This is a genomic window from Pantoea nemavictus, from assembly GCF_037479095.1.
Lineage (GTDB): Bacteria > Pseudomonadota > Gammaproteobacteria > Enterobacterales > Enterobacteriaceae > Pantoea > Pantoea nemavictus.
Genome location: NZ_JBBGZW010000002.1, coordinates 324,757 through 346,277 on the forward strand (window position 1 = coordinate 324,757; position 21,521 = coordinate 346,277).

Below are 21,521 nucleotides of genomic sequence, written 5' to 3' on the forward strand. Positions count from 1 at the left end.
GAAAAATGGGAATAGAGATGCAAATCCATTAAAACTGGCTTTTCGGCTATGGCGGACGCGTAGAAATGCGCCCACATTTCAGATTTTGCTAGCGAATCAACTACCTGCTTTTGCTGACTGAACTGACAAAACTCTTCTTAGTCATAACAGATTCGTCTAATCACCAGGAATTCTCTCACCTATCTCCATGATGCCACTGATGTGTAAAGGTTTGTCATGCCAGATATACAATGAGAAGCATTATCATTATCATGCGCATTTACTTACAATTGTTAACGTAACAGGGAGAAAACTTAAGTGAATGTAACCATGCGTGGCAAAAAGCGTCCGATTGCGCTTTTTTTAGCGGGAATGCTAACCTCGCCGGCTTTTGCAGCTGAAACCGTAGAAAAGCTGGCTGACGATGAATCAATGATTGTCACCGCCGAGCAGGAGCTCAAACAGCAACCGGGTGTGTCCACCATCACCGCTGAAGACATCAAGAAAAATCCCCCTGTTAACGATCTCTCAGACATCATCCGCAAAATGCCGGGCGTGAACCTGACCGGAAACGGTGCCAGCGGCAGCCGCGGCAACAACCGACAAATTGATATCCGTGGCATGGGCCCGGAGAACACCCTGGTGATGATTGACGGCGTGCCTGTCTCCTCTCGTAACTCGGTGCGCTATAGCTGGCGCGGCGAACGCGATTCTCGTGGCGACACCAACTGGGTGCCCGCAGAGATGGTCGAGCGCATTGAAGTGATTCGTGGTCCAGCCGCTGCGCGCTACGGTTCCGGGGCGGCAGGTGGCGTGGTGAATATCATCACTAAGCGCCCTACCAACGACTGGCACGGTTCGCTGTCGCTCTATACCAGCCAGCCAGAAAATGACAAAGAGGGTGATACGCGCCGCGCCAACTTCAACCTCAGCGGTCCACTGGCCGGTGATGCGCTAACCATGCGGCTGTACGGCAACATCAACCGTACCGATGCCGATGCGTTCGATATCAACACCGCTGAAAATGGCTCCTACGCGGCAGGTCGCGAGGGCGTGCGTAACAAAGACATCAACACGGTGCTGTCGTGGAAAATCACCCCGCTGCAAATCGTTGACTTCTCTTACGGCTACAGCCGTCAGGGCAATATCTACGCCGGTGATACGCAAAACAGTAATAGCAACGCCAGCACCGGCGGCTTAGTGGAATCGCTGTATGGCGATGAGACCAACCGCATGTATCGCCAAAGCTATGGTATTGCGCATAACGGGATTTGGGATTGGGGCACCTCGAAGCTCAACTTCAACTACGAGAAAACCAATAACACCCGCTTGCAGGAAGGTACCGCAGGCCGTACCGAAGGGATGATCAACAGCGACACCTATGCCACCAGCCGATTAGAAAGCTATCGTGCAGGCGGTGAAATCAACTTCCCGCTGCAGCTGCTGGTTGATCAAACCGTTACTCTCGGTGCCGAGTGGAACCGCGATGAGTTGAACGATCCGGCTTCAATGCTGGCAGCTAGCGCGCCCGGTGTGAATCTGCCCGACAGCTCTGGCGATCCCTCGCAGCGCAGCAGTAAAAATAGCGCCACCCTCAGTTCACTCTTTTTTGAAGACAACATCGCCGCGACCGATAGCACCGAAGTGATTCCCGGCCTGCGATTTGATTATCACGATCAATTTGGCGCGAACTGGAGCCCGAGCCTCAACGTCTCGCAAGGCCTGGGGGAATACTTCACCTTAAAAGCCGGTATTGCACGGGTGTTTAAAGCACCCAATCTGTATCAGTCAACGCCGGGTTATCTGCTTTCAACGCGCGGCAACGGTTGCCCAATTGGCCTTAGCCGATGCTATTTATTAGGCAATAAAGACCTTGATGCGGAAACCAGCGTCAATAAAGAGATTGGGCTGGAGTTCAGTAATGAGGGTTATGTGGCGGGCATCACCTGGTTCCGCAACGATTATAAGAACAAGATCGTTTCTGGTACCGAACCGGTCTATTCCAGCACTAATCCAACTTACAACGTGCTGCGCTGGGAAAACGGCGGAAAGGCGATTGTTGAAGGGCTGGAAGGTAACCTAACCATCCCTTTGATTGCCGATACGCTGGAATGGCGTACCAACGCCACCTACATGTTCCGCTCTGAGAGCAAGAAAACCGGCAATCCGCTGTCAGTGATCCCGGAATTTACCATCAACTCTCAGTTGGAGTGGCAGGCGACACAAGATCTTAGCGCCAATATCAACTGGACGCAGTATGGCCGCCAGAAACCGCGTCAGAATGTTGAGACCGTTATCGATGCCAGCAACATGACCTCGAGAGAGATCAGCCCGTATTCGGTGTTTGGTCTGAACGTCAATTACGACATCACCAAAAATCTGCGCGCCAATGCAGGTATCAACAACCTGTTTGATAAACGCATTTACCGCGAGAATTCGGGTGCTTCAACCTACAATGAACCGGGCCGCGCTTATTATGCCGGGGTAACGATGTCGTTCTGATTAAGTGACAGCGTCACCTAAATAAAGAACTCGCTTAACGCTTCGGCTAGCGCCTGCGGTTGCTCATCTGGGATGAAGTGACCGCAGTGCGCGATCTTAATTCCCGTGACATTTGCCGCAAACTCTCCAAGCGGCAACGCCATATCGGCAATCGAACCTTGATCGGCGCTGATAGCCAGCAGCGGCAGCGTTAATTTGCCCCGCTCTCGCAGTAAATCCCGATTTTGTGCCGCCGACACCGTCACTTCGCGGTAAGCCGCCATCCCCGCGCGTATGGCGCCCTTCTGCTGTAATAAACGGGTGTATTCCGCCATATCCTCATCGGTGAATACCATCGGGCTAGCCGCTTTGCGTTTCAGGAACCATTCAAGATAAACCGTTTCGCGACCCTCAATTAAGACTTCCGGTAGATCCGGCAACAGGTGGAAGGCAAAGTGCCAGGTTTTCCACGCTTTATCCGGCGTAGCGGGCAATGCTTCCGGTAAGGTCACGCCAGGAATACCGGCATCGAGCAGCGCCAGCTTTTTCACTTGATCGCCATACAGCGTGGCATAAGGCCAGGCAACCCAGGCGCCCACATCATGCGCGGCAAGGTAGTAGCGCGAGTGGTTCAGCTGCTGCATCAAGCCCTGCACTTTCTGCGCCAGCGAGGTAGTGTCGTAGCCGCTGAGCGGTTTGTCGGAATCGCCCTGCCCGGGCAGATCCGGCGCAACAATAAAGTAGCGATCGCCCAACAGCGCCATCACCTGACGCCAGGCAAACCAGCTTTGCGGAAAACCGGCCAGCAGTAGCAGGGTTTCACCGTTTACGTTACCGCCGCTGACATAGTGCAAGCGCACGCCATCAACGGTGGCGTAATGGTGAGAAAAACCGTCGAGTGGCGCAAAGGGCTGCGTCCAACCGGGCGCGTCTTTTAATACTGAAGCTGACATAGTGACTCTCCGCACATTTAGGAAATGATCAATTCCTAAATAGTACATGATGATTGCGCCGCCAGGGAATCTTTCTTCAACGCGGGAGGCGGTCGCCATAAATGGCGACCACTACGCAGTGGGTTGTTTGCTATTCTGTGCGCGAATCTTTCTTAACAATTGTGAAACCTATGCGAACATCGGATTTGTTGCGACTGCTGCTGCTGGCGGCGATTTGGGGTGCCAGTTTTTTGTTTATGCGCATTGCCGTACCGGCGTTGGGCGCGGTAAACACCGCATTTTTACGTGTGTTATGCGGCATGTTGGGTTTGTTGATTATCATGGCGGTGATGCGTATTCCGCGTCGCTTTGTCGGCAAACTGGGCTGGGCGATGCTGTTGGGCGTGATCAACTCCGCCATTCCGTTCCTGATGTATTGTCTGGCGGCGCGCGTGCTGCCTGCCGGCTACTCCGCGATTCTCAATGCCACCACGCCGCTCATGGGCGTGCTTATCGGTGCAGCATTCTTCGACGATAAGCTGACGCTCAATAAAGTGCTGAGCATGACTGCAGGATTTGCCGGCATTATTGTCATCAGCACCACCGGCGAAGCCCACTTAAGCAGTGCGTTAATCTTCGGGATTTTGGCCTGTTTAGTGGCGACCGCCTGTTACGGCGTGGCGGGTTTTCTGGCGAAACGCTGGATCGGCGCGCGTGGCGGATTAGACGCCACCAAGGTAGCGTTTGGTAGCCAACTCGGCGCATCGCTATTTTTACTGCCGTTCTTCGCCTTCAGCGCACCGCAAACGCCTGCCGCCAGCTGGCAAATCCCGCAAGTATGGGCCTGCATTTTGGCGATTGGTTTTATCTGTACCGCCCTCGCCTACATCCTCTACTTCCGTTTGCTGGCTGATATTGGTCCGCTACGCACCTTAACCGTCACCTTTATGATCCCGCCCTTCGGTATTTTGTGGGGCTGGTTAGTATTGGGTGAGCAGATAAATCAGGGCTTTATTGGCGGCTCGCTGCTGATTGTTTGTGCAGTGTGGCTGGTGACCAGTAATGGATTGGGCAAGCGCGCCACGCTAAAGAGCGGCGCGAATAAATAGGCTTACTTTTTCCCGCCGGGCTTCAGCGATCGATTGAGATCCTGAATGCGCTTCATGGTTTTTACCGTACGCGTTGAGGTCGCTGAAGCCACCGACAGAATCAGCATTTCCAGACACACCAGCACCGTGCCGTGCAGCGGCATACGTCCATTCTCGCCGCCGCGCGGCACGTTAATGATCACATCCGCCTGCTGAGCGAAAGCCGAATCAATGGCGTTCGTCAGCAAAATCACCGGCATGCCCAGCCGTTTCGCCTCTTTTAGTGCCGTGATGCCTTCACGATGCGCCGATTTCTGCGCCATCATAATTAGTACATCGCCGCGTTGTAGCGTGATCAGCTGTTCCGCCAGCGCAATACCGGAGCGATTCAGCGTCACTGCGGGAATACCAATACGGGTAAACAGCCGCGCGCTGTAATCCGCCAGAATCCCAGAGGCGTTGATGCCAAACAGGGCAACCTGACGCGCATCAATCAGATGCGTGACCGCTTGCGCCACGGCCTGTCGATTGTGCGGCTCTGCTAACGCATCGCAGGCGCGCTTATGGCCGCTTAATACGAAATCGATGCCCGAATTGATATCGCAAGAGAGTTCTTCCACGGTGGCGCTCATCTTCTCTTCCGAATTCATCGCCGGACCAAACCAGGCGACAAGCGTGGTTTTTAAATCACGCAAACCGGCAAATCCTAGCGCCTGAACCGCACGCACCACTGTGGCATCGGAGGTATGAGTTGCATCGGCTATTTCCATCGCGGTGGCATCCAATATTGCCTCACGATTATCGTGGATATATCGCGCCACCGTTTGCAGACGCGTAGATAATGTCGGTGCGCGTAGCCGATAACGTTCACCCAATATATCCACACGGCTTTTAATCCTATTTCTACTCATTTGTTAGCTGCACTCTGTAAAAATGAAAATAGCCGATCGGCGCGCCATCAGTTTGTAGTAAAATTGCCGTTTTAAGGGCCTTCATACTGCATAATAAGCCCACTACACCCGGACGAAAACAGATAAGCAAACATCAGTTAATTAGCTGTTATTTAACTATTTAAATCGAACTACTCCGATCGCACAAGCGCGATTACCTGCCCTAAACATGCTGTAGTATCTGCACAATCATTTCCATTTACTACTACATTCTTTCATGTTTGAATGATTCTCAATTGCATCGCACCAGGTTCCAGTAATGAATAACAATAAGACGTTCGCCGTTAAATCCCAGCGTCATCCAGCCATTCTGGCGGCTATTTATGGCGTAAGCATGTGGACTTCCGCAAATAGCATGGCGGCAGAAGAAGCTAATACGTTGACCGTTTTGGCGCAGGAGAGTAATGCGCAAGGTTATAACGCCACCAGCAGCTCCGTCGGCAGCAAAACGCCCACGCCGCGTCTGAATGAGGCGCAATCCGTCAGCGTGGTGACCCAGCAGCAGCTGGAGGATTATCAGGTATCAAACCTTGCCGAAGCGATGCGTTTTGTCAGCGGCGTCAGCGAAGGCAACACATTGGCTGGCACCGAAGATGGCTTTGTGCGGCGCGGTTTTGGCAGCAATTCAGATGGTTCGATCTACCGTGACGGCGTGCGCAGCAGCCAGGGACTGAATTTTGATGCCACCACCGAGCGGGTTGAAGTGTTGAAAGGCTCCGCATCACTGCTGTACGGGATCCAGAATCCCGGCGGCGTCATCAATGTCATCAGCAAGAAGCCGCAGTATGAGTGGCACACCAAAGTCAGCGGCAAAACCTCAAGTGAAGGCGGCGGCGCGGGTACCGTGGATGTCACCGGTCCGCTCGGCAACGGCTTTGCCTTTCGAATGATTGCCGAAAAACAGAACCAGGATTACTGGCGCAATTTTGGTAGCGAAAAGCACCAGCTGATCGCGCCTTCATTACAGTGGTTTGGCGAGCAAGCTAGCTTCCTGATCAGCTATGCCGATTATCAGTACGATATTCCCTACGATCGCGGCACCGCATTTATCAACGGCAAACCCATTGATATTGGCTACAAAGATCGCCTTGATGACAAAGCCAACCACGCGTGGGGCCACAACAAAACCCTCAACGCGCACTACGACTGGCAATTTAACGAGGCGTGGAGCACCCGCGTGACGCTGGGCTGGAACCAGCGCCAATACGACAACAACGAAGTGCGCGTCACCGCGGTGAATCCCACCACGGGCGCAGTGACACGTCGTGCCGACGCCAATCGCGGCTTCAATCATAAAACCAAGTACGTTTCATGGGATTTGATCGGTTCACAGCAAGTGTTCGGCATGACGCACGATATCGTGCTGGGCACCGATTACGAAATGATCCAAACCTACCGCGCGCATCAGTACCAGGGCAAAGCCAACAACGGATTTAATTTCTACGATCCGCAATATGACATCCTCGCGCCTGTAACGAATAGCAGCACGGAAAATAGCGCTAACGCCAACAACCTTAACCGCACCCACAGCCGTTCGCTCTATGCCAAAGACAGCATCAGCCTGACCGAAAACTGGATTGCGGTGCTCGGTGGGCGTTATCAGCATTATGAACAGCGTGCTTCGAAAGGTTTCGATCCGGAGGTGCAAACCCTGGACAGCGAAGGCAACAAATTCCTGCCGCAGGCCGGTTTAATCTACAAAATCACACCTGACGTTTCGCTCTACACCAGCGTGAGTAAATCCTTCACCCCTTCCACCGATGTGGATGACGATGGCAACGTCGGCAAACCGGAACAGGGCACCACCTGGGAAGTGGGCAGCAAATGGCAGATTTCACCCAAGCTGTTTGCTAGCGTAGCGTTGTATCGCATCAATGAGCGTGACATGTCGCTCAGCATTAACGGCACCACGCGCGCCATTAATAAAGCCCGCTCCAGCGGCGCAGAATTTGAGTTAAATGGCGAAGTGATGCCGGGCTGGGATCTCAGCGCTAACTATAGCTATGACAAGGCAAAGATTGTTGATGATGGCGTTAACTCCGACAATAACGGCAATCGCCTGCAGAACGCGCCCCGCCATTCCGGTGCGCTCTATCTGAGCCATAACCTGGCAATCTCCGGCATTCCGGGTGATTTCCGCGTGGGCGGCGGCGCACGCTATATCGGCACGCGCGCCGGCGATCCGGAAAACAGTTTCAGCATGCCCGATTACGTGGTGGCAGATAGCTTTATTGCCTGGAACAATCAGCTGTTTGGCGAGAAAACGCAGCTCAAACTGAATCTGAATAACCTGTTTAACAAACACTATTACACCTCCAGCGGCGGCAATTTACGCGTGCGTGAAGGCGAAACCCGTAATCTGATGCTCGAGGCCAGCGTTGAATTCTGATGCGATTTTTTCACCAGGCGCACGACGTGCGCCTTCCCTACTCGGCCCGATGCTGCGGGTGCTGGCCTGTTTCCTGCTGCTCTTAAGCAGCGCGGCGTGGGCGAAAACTATCATCGATATCGACGGAAACCATGTGGTGATTCCCGACCATCCGCAGCGCATCGTGCTGGGTGAAAGCCGCATGTTGTATACGCTGGCGTTACTCGAACCGGGCGATCCGTTTCAACACATTGTGGCGTGGCCGCAGGACCTGAAAAAATACGATAGCCAAACCTGGAATAGCTTTGCGCGCCAGTTCCCCCAGATGCTGAAAATTCCTTCGCTGGGTTCCGGCGGACCTAACGCCATCAATCCCGAGCAAATTCTGGCCATGAAACCGGACGTGGTGATTTTACCGAGCCTGGCGCGCTACGATGATGCCGATTTGCGCCTGGTGACCATGCTGAAAGCGGCGCATATCCCGGTGGTGAAGATCGATTTACGCGTACATTTGCTGAAAAACACCCGACGCAGCGTGGAAATTTTTGGTGAAGTATTGAATCAGCAAGCGCGGGCTCAGGCATTTAATCGCTTTTACGATCGGCATATGCAGGTGATTCGTGAACGCCTCGACCGCTATCACGGCCCGAAACCTTCGGTGCTGCTGCAGCTGCATCTTGGCCGGCGAAATGAGTGCTGCGTGACGGCGATTAACGGTAGCCTCGGTGAATTATTGAATGCAGCAGGCGGCGAAAACATTGCCAATAAAACGCAGCATGGCGTGTTTGGTCGTCTCAGCGAAGAGAGCGTTATCGCCGCGCAACCGGATTACTACATCGCGACCGGCTTTGGCGATAACGCTTCTCAGGGATTGCTCAAGTTGGGTCCTGAGGTGGCGCCCGAAACGGTGCTCAGCAGTTTCAGGCAGCTCACCGCGCAGCAAAATGGTTTGCGCGAACTGAACGCAGTGCACAATGGTCACTCTGCAGTCATCTGGATGAACTTTTATCTCAGCCCGTGGCATATTGCCGCGACAGAGTTTATGGCGAAAACCCTCTATCCCCAGCTGTTTGCCGACGTGGAACCTGAGCAGACGCTGCAGCAGATTTTTCACGATTTTTTACCGATTCCCTTTAGCGGTACCTATTTTACGTTAATCAGTGCCACGGATGATAAATAATCGCTCGCGCTGCGCTTGTGATTAACCGGAACCTCGCTAATCTTAAATTTGCAGCACGGGCATGGCGTCGAAGAGGTTATTTCCGCCATGCAACAACAACTCATGAGAGGATGTTTTATGGCTGAGCATAGAGGCGGTTCCGGTAATTTCGCTGACGACAAAAAGAAAGCGTCTGATGCCGGTAAGAAAGGCGGAGAAAAAGGCGGCGGTAGTTTTAAAGACAACCCCGAGAAAGCTTCAGAAGCAGGTAAGAAAGGCGGTAAGAAGTAGATATCGCCGCGTTAAAGAGTAAGCAACACCCTGGAAGCCCGCCTGGGCATGGATGCCCTCAGAAATATCCCATCACACATTATCCCTCTGAAAAAATGACTGTTAATTACCTTGCGTAACTGATGCTGATTTTTAGCTTTTCGATTGACCATTTAGGGTTAATAAATCTGATTGCTCACTTTCTGACGTGACAAATATCACATTTATGCCAGGCTTTAATTATTCACTTCATGCGACAAGGAGATATATATGACGACGCAAACCACTAATAAAACCTTAATTACTGAAGAGTATCCGGTTCCGCCTTTTAAAAAGCAGACGCAACCGATGCCAGGTTTAGCGAGCAAAATGGATCCCCGTCCCGATCATGGTGAAACCAGCTATCGTGGCAGCGGCAAACTCACCGGACGCAAAGCGCTGATCACCGGCGGCGACTCAGGTATTGGCCGCGCCGTTGCTATTGCTTATGCACGTGAAGGTGCTGATGTAGCGATCAACTATCTGCCGGAAGAGGAATCTGATGCGGCGGAAGTGGTGCAACTGATTGAAGCAGAAGGCCGTAAAGCGGTGGCGATTCCGGGCGATATTCGTTCTGAAGAGTTTTGTAATAAGCTGGTACATCAGGCGGCTGAACAACTCGGCGGGCTGGATATTCTGGTGAACAATGCCGGACGTCAGCAGTTTAACGAGTCGATTCGTACGCTTTCTACTGAAGACTTCGATGCGACCTTCAAAACCAACGTTTATGCGATGTTCTGGATCACTAAAGCGGCACTGGAGTACCTGCCCGCAGGCTCCTCAATCATCAATACGTCATCGGTTCAGGCTTATCAGCCTAGCGCCATTCTGCTGGATTATGCTCAGACTAAAGCCTCGATTGTCGCGTTCACCAAAGCGCTGGCGAAACAGTTGGGTAAAGATAAAATCCGCGTGAATGCGGTCGCGCCCGGCCCTTACTGGACGGCGTTGCAGGTCAGTGGCGGACAGCCGCAAGAGAAAGTGGAACAGTTTGGTGCCTCGGCTCCGCTAGAGCGTCCGGGCCAACCGGCAGAAATTGCCCCGTTGTACGTCACCTTTGCTCAGGTGAATAACAGCTTTACCTCTGGTCAGGTTTGGTGTTCTGACGGCGGTACCGGTACGCTGTAATCGATTCCGTCCCCGGTGCGCAGCAATGCGTGCCCTGCGAAATCCCTGCCAAATGGCGGGGATTTTTTTATCCGTTCAGACGCGTGGGAAAGACTTCCTTAAGCCACTCAATCAACACTTTAAGGCGCTGGGTTAAATGGCGATTTTGCGGATAAACCACATGGAACGGATAGTTTGCCGGACGCCACGCAGCAAGGATTTCCACCAATCTGCCCGCCTGCAGATCGGCTGCCGCCGCATAACGGAACGTCTGAATAATCCCCAATCCCGCCACCGCCGTGGCCAGATGCGCGTTACTCTCATTGACGCCGATGCGATGCTCGGTTTTGATCTCGATCTTTTCTGCGTTCTGCACAAATCGAAACGGAAACGCCCTGCCGCTTTGTGGTGACAAATAGCTCACCAGTCGATGACCGTTTTTTAGCTCCTGCGGATAAGCGGGTACGCCATAGGTTTTGAGATAGCCTGGTGCAGCGCAGGTAATCATCTCGGCATCGCCTAAATGACGCGCCACCAGCGAGGAATCGCTCAGTGGGCCACCACGAATCACGCAATCGACATTGCCACTGATCAAATCCACGGCGCGATCCGCCACGCCCAGATCGAGACGGATTTCCGGATAACGCGCGATGAAATCAGGCAGCGCGGGAATCAAGACGTCACGCGCGGTTGAGCCGCCAATGTCGATGCGCAGGTAGCCACTGGGCCGGGCGCTTTCCGCGTTAAACGAGTGATCGATATCTTCCAAATCGCGCACGATACGCAGCGCTTTTTCGTAATAGTCGCGCCCTTCCGGCGTCACCGTCACACGGCGCGTGGTGCGTTGCAGCAAGCGAATGCCGAGATGGGCTTCCAGCTCCTGCACCAGTTTACTTAGCGTCGCGTTGGGTAGGTCGAGCGAATCTGCGGCGCGAGTAAAATTGCCGGCTTCTACTACGCGGGCAAATGCCCGTATCGCCATTAACTGGTCCATCCCGTTCTCCGCCCAATTGATTATCCACACACAGGAATAGTCCTTTCTATTTTACACCATTTATCAACAAACAGCTGAGCGTTACATTGGCTGTCATGCACTGCATCGCAGTCATCACAACTCAACTTAAATGGGAGAACGTCAACATGAACGCATTGAACGGTAAAATAGCGCTGGTAACTGGCGGCACGACCGGCATTGGCCTGGCATCGGCGCAGGAGTTAGCGGCACAAGGCGCGCGTGTGTTTATCACCGGTCGTCGTCAGGCCGAACTTGACGCGGCAGTGGCCAGCATCGGCAGCAGCGCGAGTGGCATTCGCGCTGACGCCTCCGTGCTGAGCGATCTCGACCACGTTTACGCCGAAATCGCTCAGCAGGCAGGCCGATTGGATATTCTGTTTGCCAACGCCGGTGGCGGCGATATGTTGCCGCTGGGCGCCATCACCGAGGAACATTTTGACCGTATTTTCGGCACCAACGTGCGCGGCGTGCTGTTTACCGTGCAAAAAGCGCTGCCGCTATTGAGTGACAAAGCCTCGGTCATTCTTACCTCTTCCACCACTTCGGTTCAGGGCACCGCCGGCTTTAGCGTCTACAGCGCCAGCAAAGCGGCAGTGCGCAACTTTGCGCGTTCATGGGCACTGGATGTGAAGGATCGCGGTATTCGCGTCAATGTCGTCAGCCCAGGTCCCGTGCATACGCCAGGTTTGGGCGGGTTGGTGAGTGAAGATCAGCGGCAGGGATTGTTCGATGCGTTAGCGGCGCAGGTGCCATTAGGCCGACTTGGCGAACCCGCTGAGATTGGCAAAGTGGTGGCTTTTCTGGCATCCGATGCCGCCAGCTTTATCAATGCCGCTGAATTGTTTGTCGATGGCGGTATGGCGCAGGTGTAATGCGCATCGGGTCGCCATTAATGGCGACCGCTCTCTCAAGCCGCACTAAGATCCGCATCCACATACAAATAACCAATTCCCAACACCTGCCGCGCCCGATTCAACTGACCAAAATGCACATTAGTACCTTTGCTTTTCAACGCATCACGCGGATCGAACGGATTGAAATCGATCTGCCGAACAATGGTTTGCAACCAACTTTCACCAAAGGTACAGCTACGACCATACAACCAAATCTGATTAATATTTAGCGTGTTAAGAAAGTTATATAAGCTCATGCCAATCGCTTCGGCGGCGCGCTGTGACCACGCCACAATCCAGGGCTCGCCCGCTTGCCACGCCCGCAGTAACTGCTTGCTGCTGGGCTGCGGCGCATCTGGTTGGCGCTGATGAGCCACCTGTTTCAAGGTGCTGAGTGAGGCCACCGTTTCCAGACAACCCTGGCGCCCGCAGCTGCAGCGCTGGCCGTTAGGCTCAATGATGGTGTGACCGATTTGGCCGCTGCCGTAAAGATTGCCGCGAAAAATCTCACCGTTTATCACGAATGATGAGCCGATACCGTAATCCACATTGATCACGCAGAATTCGCTGAGAGCATTTTGATTCAACCATTTCTCGGCCAAAGCCAACATCACGCAGTCATTATCCACGCGCACTTCCACACCAAGCTTCTCCTCAAGCAAAAATTTCATCTGCAGCGGCGTTCTCCACGCGGCCTGCGGCATATGCTGTGACACACCAGTCACTGGATCGACCTGTCCGTGCACCGCTAACGCTAAATTAATGCGCCGCTTAGGCCACTGTTTGCAGATTTTCCGCCAGGCCGCTTCAATCTCACTCAGCAACGCCTCGGGCGTGTCGGCTTTGATGGTGTTTTGCTGAAATTCGCCCTGCGCCACTAGCTGCGCATCGGCCAGCTGCAATTCAATGCTGGTTGGTTTGACACATAAACACAGCGTCCAGGCTCCGTTGGATGGCAGCTGAAAACTGCCGTTGCTGTTACCGCGCGCGCTCATCAATGCATCAGAGTGCTGCAGTTTTCCTTCCTCCAGCAGTGCTTGCACAATTTTGCTGGCGGCGGGAATCGTCAAACCACTCAGGTGAGCCAGCTGCGATTTGCTTAGCTGTTTATGACGCCACATCAGCTCAATAAACAGCGCCTTATTATGCTTTCGCACCTGGAAATTGTTCAGTCCAACCTGCTTCATCCTCTCTCCACCGCCGTGCATCAACCCGTTTACTAAACAGAGTTTACTGTCTTTTGTGATGGTTTCGCCATCCTGCCCACAACCATTGCTCTAGAGTTCGTCCTCATGCCAATAACAAAAAAACCTGATCACCTCTCAAGAGAAATTTAAAAATGACAACATCACCTGCAAAACACTCGTGGCTGGTCCGCCTTGGCATCCCACCCGCGCTGGCCTGGGGCTACATCGCTGTATTGCTGTTTATGATTGGCGATGGCGTGGAATCGAACTATCTCGCGCCTTACCTGCATGAAAATGGCTTTACCCTCAATATCGCGGCGGCGGTCATCGCCTTCTACGGCGTCACCGTTACGCTCGGTTCGTGGCTGGCCGGTTCACTCTCCACATTGATTGGCCCGCGTAAAGTGATGCTGGCAGGCGGTGTGATTTGGATTGTGTTTGAAGTGTTGTTCCTCGCCATCGCCTTACCTTCCCACAGCGTGGCCCTGCTCGCGTTAACCTATGGTTTACGTGGCGTCGCCTATCCGATGTTTGCCTATGCATTCCTGGTATGGATTCAGGCCGCAGCGCCCAGCGATATGCGCGGTTCAGCAACCGGCTGGTTCTGGCTGGCCTTTACCGGCGGCTTGCCAACGCTGGGCTCGCTGGTGGCGATCTTCTCAATAAAGTTAATCGGAGAATACGCCACGTTCTGGCTGTCGCTTGGGCTGGTCGCGTTAGGGTTGCTGGTCATGGTGGTCGCACTGAAAGAGCGCAGCGGCTATCAATCGTTACTTGATGAGCAACAGCGTCAGCAGAGCGTCGCTCGCACGTTGATGGGCGGTATCGATATTTTGTGGCGTGAACCACGGATTGCCGCCGCTGCCGTGGTACGCATCATCAATACCACGCCGTACTTCGGCTTCTTTATCTTTCTTCCCGGCTTTTTCACCGATCAGATCGGATTTACGCAAACCGAATATCTCAGCCTAATCACCATCATGGGATTAGTCGGCATGAGTTTTAACCCGATTGTCGGCAAGCTCAGCGATCGCATCGGCTGGCGCAAAGTGCTGACGGTATTTGGTGGACTTGGCTCCGGCGTTTCAATGCTGCTGATGTACTTCGTACCACAGTGGAGCCACGGTAGCTTTGTACTCAGCGTCATCTGCGCCTGTTTATATGGCATCACCTTATGCGGCTATGTTCCCGCTGCCGCGCTGTTCTCATCCCTGTGCCAACCCAAAGATAAAGGCAACGCAATGGCGATTTACTGCTTTGCCGCCGGACTCTCCACCTTTTTTGGCCCCGCGCTTTATGGCACCTTCAACGCGCTATTTGGCACCTCGGGCGTGGTGTGGGGTTACGCCGCCTTATACCTGATCAGCGCCATCGTTTCCTGGTGCTTCCTGCTCAGCCCGCTTGATCCCGGCGAGCAGCATAATCCCGAGGCGCAGCGCCTGCGCCGTTTAGATTCTGTCGCTTCAGAGTAAAGAGAGAGCCATGAAAGAGTTTGATTACATTGTGGTGGGCGGCGGCAGCGCCGGTTGTATCGTCGCCGCCAGGTTAGTCACGAAAGGCAACGCGCGCGTACTACTGCTGGAAGCCGGGCGCGATGAGTATCATCCAGTGCTAAAAATGCCGGCGGGTTACATGAAGTTTCTCGCCAGCGACAAATTCCTCACCATGCACCAGACCGAGCCGCAGCCGCAGCTTAACGGACGCGGCGTGATTGTGCCGCAGGCGAAAGTGCTGGGCGGTGGTTCGACGGTAAATGCGATGGTATATATGCGCGGCCATCGTCAGGATTACGCCGACTGGAACAGCGCGCTGGGCAATCAGGGCATTGACTGGTCGTGGAATGCGCTGCTGCCGCACTTTACCGCCATCGAAGATAATGATCATCTCGGTGCACCCTATCACGGCGTCGGCGGGCCAATGAAAGTGTCGCATCTCGGCCACTTCAGTCCACTCAGCCGCGCCTACGTGAAGACGATGCAAGGTTTAGGCATTCCTTACACGCCAGATTTCAATACCGGCAATCCGTTTGGCGTGGGATTTATGCAGCACACCATTAACGGAGAGACGCGCCAGCGCTGTAGCGTGGTCGATGCCTTTATCACGCCGCTGCGCGAGGACGCGCGCTTGACCATCGCCAGCGGTGCGCAAGTTGAAGAGATTATCTTTGAGGGCCAAACCGCCATCGGCGTGCGCTACGCACAAGATGGCCATCCACAACTTGCCAGCGCACGCAAAGAGGTGATTCTTGCTGCCGGTGCCTATCAAACACCCAAGCTGCTAATGCTCTCCGGCATTGGTCCGCAGGCGCAGCTTAAACAGCATGGCATTACGCTGCGTCAGCATTTGCCGGGCGTCGGCAAAAATTTGCAGGATCACTATGAAGTGCCGGTCGTAGCCAGCACCAACGGTGCGTTTGGCTACTATGGTCAGGATCGTGGCTGGCCGATGGTTAAAGCCGGCCTGCAATATATGTTGTTTAAAAGCGGCCCAGTCACCACCACTGGCGTGGAAACCTGCGCCTTTTTTGATCCTCTCGATTTTAGTGCAATGCCAACCATTCAGATGTTCTGTGTGCCTACCGTGTATCTCGACCGCGACATCATGGGTGCCGATCCCGGTCACGGCGTCACCGTCAATTCGTTGTTGCTTCGGCCCAAAGCTACCGGCGAGGTAACCCTGCGCGATAGCCGCGCCAGCAGCTTGCCGATAATCGATACACGCATCTTTGGTCATCCCGACGATTTAGCACGCACCATCGCCGGCTTCCGTTTTGCGCGTAAGGTGATTGCCGCTACGCCCATCGGCGCGATGGTGCAGCAAGAGATCTTCCCCGGCGCAGAGATCAATGCTGATGAAGCCATCGCCGAACACTGCAAACGCATGGTGAAAACCGGCTATCACCCGGTTGGCACTTGCCGCATGGGCCACGATAACGATCCGCTGGCGGTGTTACACGATGATCTGCGCGTGCGTGGCGTTAACCGCCTGCGCGTGGTCGATGCTTCAATGATGCCCAACATTATTAGCGGCAATACCAATGCCATTGTGATGGCGGTGGCCCATCGTGCTGCTGAATTGTTGTTGCAGACACACCTCAGCGAGAACAAGGAGCCCGCTTATGAGTGAAAAATTAATTCGCCTGCAGCGTGCGCTCGCCGACTGGCAGCTCGACGGCGTGCTACTTACCCGGCGCGATAACATTGCATGGCTAACAGAAGGTGCCAGTTTTTACGTAGTGGAGCGCGCCGAAACCGGCGTAGCCAGCCTGTTCATTACGCAGGATAAGGTTTTGCTGCTCGCCCCCGAAAATGAAATGCCGCGCATCGTCGCTGAAGAAGCACTGCCGTTTGCCTACCAAGCGCTGAGCTATCCGTGGTTTCAGTCGCTAAATGGCATGTTGCCGTTGGGTCATTTTGGCAGCGATACGCCGCAAAGCGGCATGACTGATATTCTGCAATCGATGATCGTGCTGCGTCAGGGGCTGAACGCCAACGAGCAACAGCGATACAGAGTGCTGGGGCGCGAAGCCGCGCAAATTGTCGAGGGCGTGGCGCGCCAATTACAGTCGGGCGTGACGGAATGGCAGGTTGAAGCCAGAATTGCTGCAGCCTGTCTGGCACGCGGAATTCGTCCAATGTGCATCTTAATCGCGGCCGATGAGCGCATTGCCGCGTTTAAACATCCGGTGCCGACACAGAAAAAGCTGCAACAGCAAATGTTGATTACGCTCGGTGCCGAGCGCCATGGGCTGCACGTGAGTCTGACGCGGTTGGTGCATATCGGCGAACCTGAACCCGTATTACGCCAGCGGTTCAACGCGTTGTGCCAGATCCACGCCGATATTCTCTGTGCGATGCAGCCGGGACACAGCTGGTCAGCGCTATTTAAAGCGATTGAAGCTGCCTACCAGCAGCATGGACATGTTGATGCATGGCGTGACCATCATCAGGGCGGCCCCGCCGGTTATGGTTGCCGCGACATGATCGTGACGCCAGAAACACCGGGCAACGTAAGCAACGATAGTGCCGTGGCGTGGAATCCCACGCTAAAGGGCGTAAAAAGTGAAGATACTTTTTTGCTCACCGTTGAAGGTTGCGAAGCGTTAACGCGCAGTGGCGAATGGCCCATGATTAAGGTGCAGCGTAGTGAGCGTACGCTGCACTTCCCTGACTGGCTGGTGTTGCCATCATCGGCATAAGGAAGCGTTTATGTCACCTCGATTACACAATAAAACCGCGATTGTTACTGGTGCTGGCAGCGGCATTGGCAGCGCGATCGCTACACTGTTTGCGCAACAAGGTGCCCGCGTGGCGCTGTTTGATTTCAATAGTGAAATCAGTGAAACGCTGGCTGCGAAATTGCAGCAACAAAGCGGTCAGCGTTGTCTGGCCTGGTGCGCTGACGTCACGCAGCCCGATCAGGTGCAAGGTGCGGTGACGGCGGCGCAACAAACCCTTGGCCCTATTGATATTCTGATCAACTGTGCGGGCGTGAATGTGTTTCGCGATCCGCTGACATTGGAAGATGACGACTGGCAGCGCTGTATGGAGGTCAATCTTAAAGGACCCTACAACCTGATTCGCAGCGTGCTGCCGGGTATGCTGGCGCGCCAGTATGGCAACATCGTCAACGTTGCGTCGGTACACGGTCATAAAATCATTCCCGGCGCGTTTCCCTATCCGGTTGCTAAACACGGTTTGATTGGCATGACGCGCTCGCTAGGCGTGGAGTATGCCAGCCAGGGGATTCGGGTTAACAGCATTTCACCGGGTTTGATCCTGACACCGGCGGCTGAAGCCTGGCTAGCAAGCTGTAATGATCCACAAGCAGAGCGTGCGCGGCAGGCGGCATTGCTACCTTGCAAACGTATTGGTGAACCGCAAGAAGTGGCGTATACCGCGCTGTTTCTGGCATCCGATGAAGCGCGTTTTATCAACGCCACTGATATTCTGGTCGATGGCGGGCGTAGCCAGGTGTATCACGAGTAATCAGTGATCGATTGGGTTGCCGCCTCAGCCTTCGCGATTGGCGATTGGCGATTTAACACTCGCCAGCACGTTGATTGTTGATGCGCCACCCGATGACGAAATGTGCCAGTTGTTGCGGAAAAAGAACATTACTCTGCTGTAACCCGCTATGCTTCGGTGCTGAACCGAAAACGCGTCCGCTCTGTGGCGGCACTTGATAATCAGGAGCATAAAAGATGTCTGAGAATCCCTCCATCGCCCTTATTGGACCGGGCGCGATTGGCACCACCATTGCGGCGGCCCTGCATGAAGTTGGGCGCACACCTACCCTTTGTGGTCGAACTGCGCACCCCCAACTGGAGCTGCGTCACGACAGCGGTAAGATTATCGTTCCTGGTCCGGTGCTCACCAATCCGGCTGAAATTGCGCAGCCATTTGATCTGGTGTTCGTGGCGGTGAAAACCACGCAGGTGGCCGATAGCGCCGCGTGGTTGTCAGCGTTGTGTGGCGAACACAGCGTGGTGTGTGCGTTGCAGAATGGCGTGGAGCAGAAAACCCAACTTGCGCCGTATGTTAACGGCGCCAGCGTGCTGCCCTCGGTGGTGTGGTTCCCAGCCCAGCGCGAACCGGATGCCTCAGTGTGGTTGCGGGAGAAGCCGCGCTTAACGCTGCCTGATACGCCGCAGGCGCAGCGGGTGGTTGCCGCCCTGCGTGACACGCGCTGTGCGGTTGAGCTGTCTGATGATTTCCTTACTATTGCCTGGCGCAAGCTGCTGCAAAACGCGGTTGCTGGCTTGATGGTGCTGTCGAACCGTCGCGCTGGCATGTTTCAGCGTGAAGATATCAGCGCGCTGGCGCTCGCCTATCTGCGCGAATGTTTGGCAGTGGCGCGTGCAGAAGGCGCTGCGCTAAGCGATGACGTGCCACAGGAGATCGTGGAGCGCTTCCATCGGGCACCGGCCGATTTAGGCACCTCTATTCTGGCCGATCGCCAGGCCGATCGCCCGCTGGAGTGGGATATCCGCAACGGCGTGGTGCAGCGTTACGGTCGTGCCCGTGGCATTGCGACACCGATCAGCGATGTGATCGTCCCGCTGCTGGCGGCCGGCAGCGAAGGCCCGGGTTGAATTAAAAGCGCCACGCCGCAAACGGTACGCCGCTTTCCTGGCCTGATTGCTCGGTAATGGGGCTATTAGCGGCGTGATTTTCCATCCGGTTAAGTGGCAGCCCCCTTCATACGTGCATTAATCTCCGCAATTGATTCCTTTCCCATTCCCCACATCTCCAGCGCAACGTTTCTTTATTTCCACGCTTTGCAGTGATAAATGTCACAAACTTGCGCATTGTTAAAATCTTTACTAGGGTTTGCGCTTCTTTAGACTCTTATAGCTTTCTTTTCCTTTCGTGAAAACATGGCTGCGAAAGCTATAAGATCGCGCCACTTTTTCTCATGGAGGTTTATGAGCACAGAAGCGAATTCCCATCAGTCGGCCACATCCAGCGGATTGACCGTGGACGATATCACCGTCATCGACAACAAATTACTCAAACGCGCCGTCGGTGCTGCCGCGTTGGGTAATGCCATGGAGTGGTTTGATTTCGGTGTATATAGCTATCTCGCCGTGATTATCGGCCAGGTGTTTTTCGCTGATGCCAGCGCGGCTGCCCAGCTGATTGCCTCGTTCGGGACTTTTGCGGCGGCATTCTTAGTACGCCCCATCGGTGGCCTGGTCTTCGGCCCGCTCGGCGATCGCATTGGTCGTCAGAAGGTGCTAGCGATAACCATGATCATGATGTCGATTGGTACCTTCTGCATCGGACTGATCCCGAGCTATGCCAGCATTGGCATCGCCGCACCGATTCTGCTGTTCGCCGCGCGCTTGCTGCAGGGCTTCTCCACCGGCGGCGAATATGGCGGTGCCGCCACCTTTATCGCGGAGTATTCCACCGATAAGCGTCGCGGTTTTATGGGCAGTTTCCTTGAGTTCGGTACGCTCGGCGGTTATCTGCTGGGGGCCAGCCTGGTTACCGCCATGATCGCCTTCTTACCGCATCAAACCATGATGGATTGGGGCTGGCGTGTGCCGTTCTTCCTCGCCGCACCTTTGGGTCTGTTTGGCCTGTATATCCGTTTGAAGCTGGAAGAAACGCCGGCGTTTAAAGATCACATGGACAAGCGTGAAGAGATGGAGCACAACAAGCCGCGCTTGAGCGTGTGGCAGATGCTGCGCGATCAGCGCAAACCGCTGCTGAAATGTATTGGTCTGGTGCTGCTGTTTAACGTCTCCAACTACATGCTCACCGCCTATATGCCAAGCTATCTCACCGGCGTGCTCGGCATGAGTGAACTGTCCGGCCTGATGTTGGTGATGGTGATTATGTTTATCATGATGCCGCTGACGTTAATGTGGGGACATTTGACAGACCGCATTGGTCGCCGTCCGGTAATTGGTTTAGGTGCGCTGGGATTAATTTTGCTGGCAATCCCGAGCTTTATGCTGATCGGCACCGGCAATATGCTGCTGGTATTTGCCGGACTGGCGGTGCTGGGGTTATTACATACCTGCTTCAGCGGCACCATGCCCGCGACGTTACCGGCGCTGTTTGTCACGGACATTCGTTACAGTGCGTTGGCGATTGGTTTTAACCTGTCGGTTTCGCTGTTTGGTGGCACCACGCCATTGATCACTGCCTGGCTGGTGGACACTACGCACAACAATATGATGCCGGCGTACTACATGATGGGTGCCGGGATTATTGGTTTGCTGACCGTATTAACGCTGAGTGAAACGGCGCGTAAACCGCTGAAAGGTTCATCACCGGCGGTGGCGACGGAAGCGGAAGCGCATCGCTTGATTGATAAGCTGCGTAAACGCAAAACGAAGCATAAACCGGCTTAACTTACAGCCTGCGAAATCAATGAGGTTGCTGCTGCTGGCAACCTCATCTGTTACTAAGCGAAGCGTTAAAATCCCCCTCTTATTCGATAATTTCCGAAACCCGCCTGAAATCCGTTGGTAAGCGCCAGAAAAGGCCAAAATATCGACTATGATTTGATGTCCGACCCAACTTTTATCCCGATTTTT

The 21,521-nt window shown here is 54.2% G+C and carries 17 protein-coding genes; 13 read left to right on the forward strand and 4 right to left on the reverse strand.

Annotation, left to right across the window (positions count from 1 at the left end):
• Nucleotides 1–309 precede the first annotated feature (309 nt).
• Nucleotides 310–2,481 (forward strand): TonB-dependent siderophore receptor, encoded by a 2,172-nt coding sequence (locus WH298_RS21255; RefSeq protein ID WP_180824294.1) that lies wholly within the window; start codon nucleotides 310–312, stop codon nucleotides 2,479–2,481.
• Between the two features lie 17 nt (nucleotides 2,482–2,498).
• Here WH298_RS21255 and WH298_RS21260 read toward each other — a convergent pair whose 3' ends face one another.
• On the reverse strand, nucleotides 2,499–3,413 hold the full coding sequence (locus WH298_RS21260) for an alpha/beta fold hydrolase (protein ID WP_180823949.1): 915 nt from the start codon (nucleotides 3,411–3,413) through the stop codon (nucleotides 2,499–2,501).
• A gap of 170 nt (nucleotides 3,414–3,583) precedes the next feature.
• On the opposite strand from WH298_RS21260, the gene WH298_RS21265 reads away from it, so the two are divergent.
• Nucleotides 3,584–4,501, forward strand: a complete 918-nt coding sequence (locus tag WH298_RS21265; protein ID WP_180823950.1) for a DMT family transporter — start codon at nucleotides 3,584–3,586, stop codon at nucleotides 4,499–4,501.
• A gap of 2 nt (nucleotides 4,502–4,503) precedes the next feature.
• Here WH298_RS21265 and WH298_RS21270 read toward each other — a convergent pair whose 3' ends face one another.
• Nucleotides 4,504–5,391 (reverse strand): MurR/RpiR family transcriptional regulator, encoded by an 888-nt coding sequence (locus tag WH298_RS21270; protein ID WP_180823951.1) that lies wholly within the window; start codon nucleotides 5,389–5,391, stop codon nucleotides 4,504–4,506.
• Nucleotides 5,392–5,689: 298 nt separating this feature from the next.
• Here WH298_RS21270 and WH298_RS21275 point away from each other — a divergent pair, with 298 nt between their 5' ends.
• The 4 genes from WH298_RS21275 (at nucleotide 5,690) to WH298_RS21290 (ending at nucleotide 10,394) form a co-directional block, all read left to right on the forward strand.
• Entirely contained in the window at nucleotides 5,690–7,819 is a 2,130-nt protein-coding gene (locus WH298_RS21275) for a TonB-dependent siderophore receptor (RefSeq protein WP_180823952.1), read from the forward strand.
• Nucleotides 7,820–7,868: 49 nt separating this feature from the next.
• Nucleotides 7,869–8,978 (forward strand): ABC transporter substrate-binding protein, encoded by a 1,110-nt coding sequence (locus tag WH298_RS21280; protein ID WP_180824295.1) that lies wholly within the window; start codon nucleotides 7,869–7,871, stop codon nucleotides 8,976–8,978.
• 117 nt (nucleotides 8,979–9,095) lie between these two features.
• Nucleotides 9,096–9,248 carry a con-10 family general stress protein gene (locus tag WH298_RS21285; protein WP_007891871.1) on the forward strand — a complete coding sequence of 51 codons (153 nt, stop codon included), beginning with the start codon at nucleotides 9,096–9,098 and terminating at the stop codon, nucleotides 9,246–9,248.
• A 249-nt stretch (nucleotides 9,249–9,497) separates the two neighbouring features.
• Entirely contained in the window at nucleotides 9,498–10,394 is an 897-nt protein-coding gene (locus WH298_RS21290; RefSeq protein ID WP_007891876.1) for an SDR family oxidoreductase, read from the forward strand.
• Nucleotides 10,395–10,461: 67 nt separating this feature from the next.
• Here the strand turns inward: WH298_RS21290 and WH298_RS21295 are convergent, their stop codons facing one another.
• The gene (locus WH298_RS21295; RefSeq protein WP_180823953.1) at nucleotides 10,462–11,367 is read right to left on the reverse strand and encodes a LysR family transcriptional regulator; all 906 of its coding nucleotides are present in this window, start codon (nucleotides 11,365–11,367) and stop codon (nucleotides 10,462–10,464) included.
• Nucleotides 11,368–11,513: 146 nt separating this feature from the next.
• On the opposite strand from WH298_RS21295, the gene WH298_RS21300 reads away from it, so the two are divergent.
• Nucleotides 11,514–12,260, forward strand: coding sequence for an SDR family oxidoreductase (locus WH298_RS21300; RefSeq protein WP_007891719.1), 747 nt, complete (start codon nucleotides 11,514–11,516; stop codon nucleotides 12,258–12,260).
• Between the two features lie 35 nt (nucleotides 12,261–12,295).
• Here the strand turns inward: WH298_RS21300 and WH298_RS21305 are convergent, their stop codons facing one another.
• Nucleotides 12,296–13,468 (reverse strand): ROK family protein, encoded by a 1,173-nt coding sequence (locus WH298_RS21305; RefSeq protein ID WP_180823954.1) that lies wholly within the window; start codon nucleotides 13,466–13,468, stop codon nucleotides 12,296–12,298.
• Nucleotides 13,469–13,620: 152 nt separating this feature from the next.
• Here WH298_RS21305 and WH298_RS21310 point away from each other — a divergent pair, with 152 nt between their 5' ends.
• From WH298_RS21310 to proP, 6 genes are all read left to right on the forward strand, one after another.
• Entirely contained in the window at nucleotides 13,621–14,940 is a 1,320-nt protein-coding gene (locus WH298_RS21310; protein WP_180823955.1) for an MFS transporter, read from the forward strand.
• Nucleotides 14,941–14,950: 10 nt separating this feature from the next.
• Entirely contained in the window at nucleotides 14,951–16,594 is a 1,644-nt protein-coding gene (locus WH298_RS21315; protein ID WP_180823956.1) for a GMC family oxidoreductase, read from the forward strand.
• Nucleotides 16,587–17,666, forward strand: a complete 1,080-nt coding sequence (locus tag WH298_RS21320; protein WP_180823957.1) for a M24 family metallopeptidase — start codon at nucleotides 16,587–16,589, stop codon at nucleotides 17,664–17,666. The genes WH298_RS21315 and WH298_RS21320 overlap by 8 nt, the downstream gene beginning before the upstream one ends.
• A 10-nt stretch (nucleotides 17,667–17,676) precedes the next feature.
• Entirely contained in the window at nucleotides 17,677–18,456 is a 780-nt protein-coding gene (locus WH298_RS21325) for an SDR family oxidoreductase (protein ID WP_180823958.1), read from the forward strand.
• 215 nt (nucleotides 18,457–18,671) lie between these two features.
• On the forward strand, nucleotides 18,672–19,562 hold the full coding sequence (locus WH298_RS21330) for an oxidoreductase (protein ID WP_180823959.1): 891 nt from the start codon (nucleotides 18,672–18,674) through the stop codon (nucleotides 19,560–19,562).
• Between the two features lie 333 nt (nucleotides 19,563–19,895).
• Nucleotides 19,896–21,335: a glycine betaine/L-proline transporter ProP gene (proP, locus tag WH298_RS21335; protein WP_007891707.1), complete on the forward strand. Its 1,440-nt coding sequence runs from the start codon at nucleotides 19,896–19,898 to the stop codon at nucleotides 21,333–21,335.
• Nucleotides 21,336–21,521: the final 186 nt, after the last annotated feature.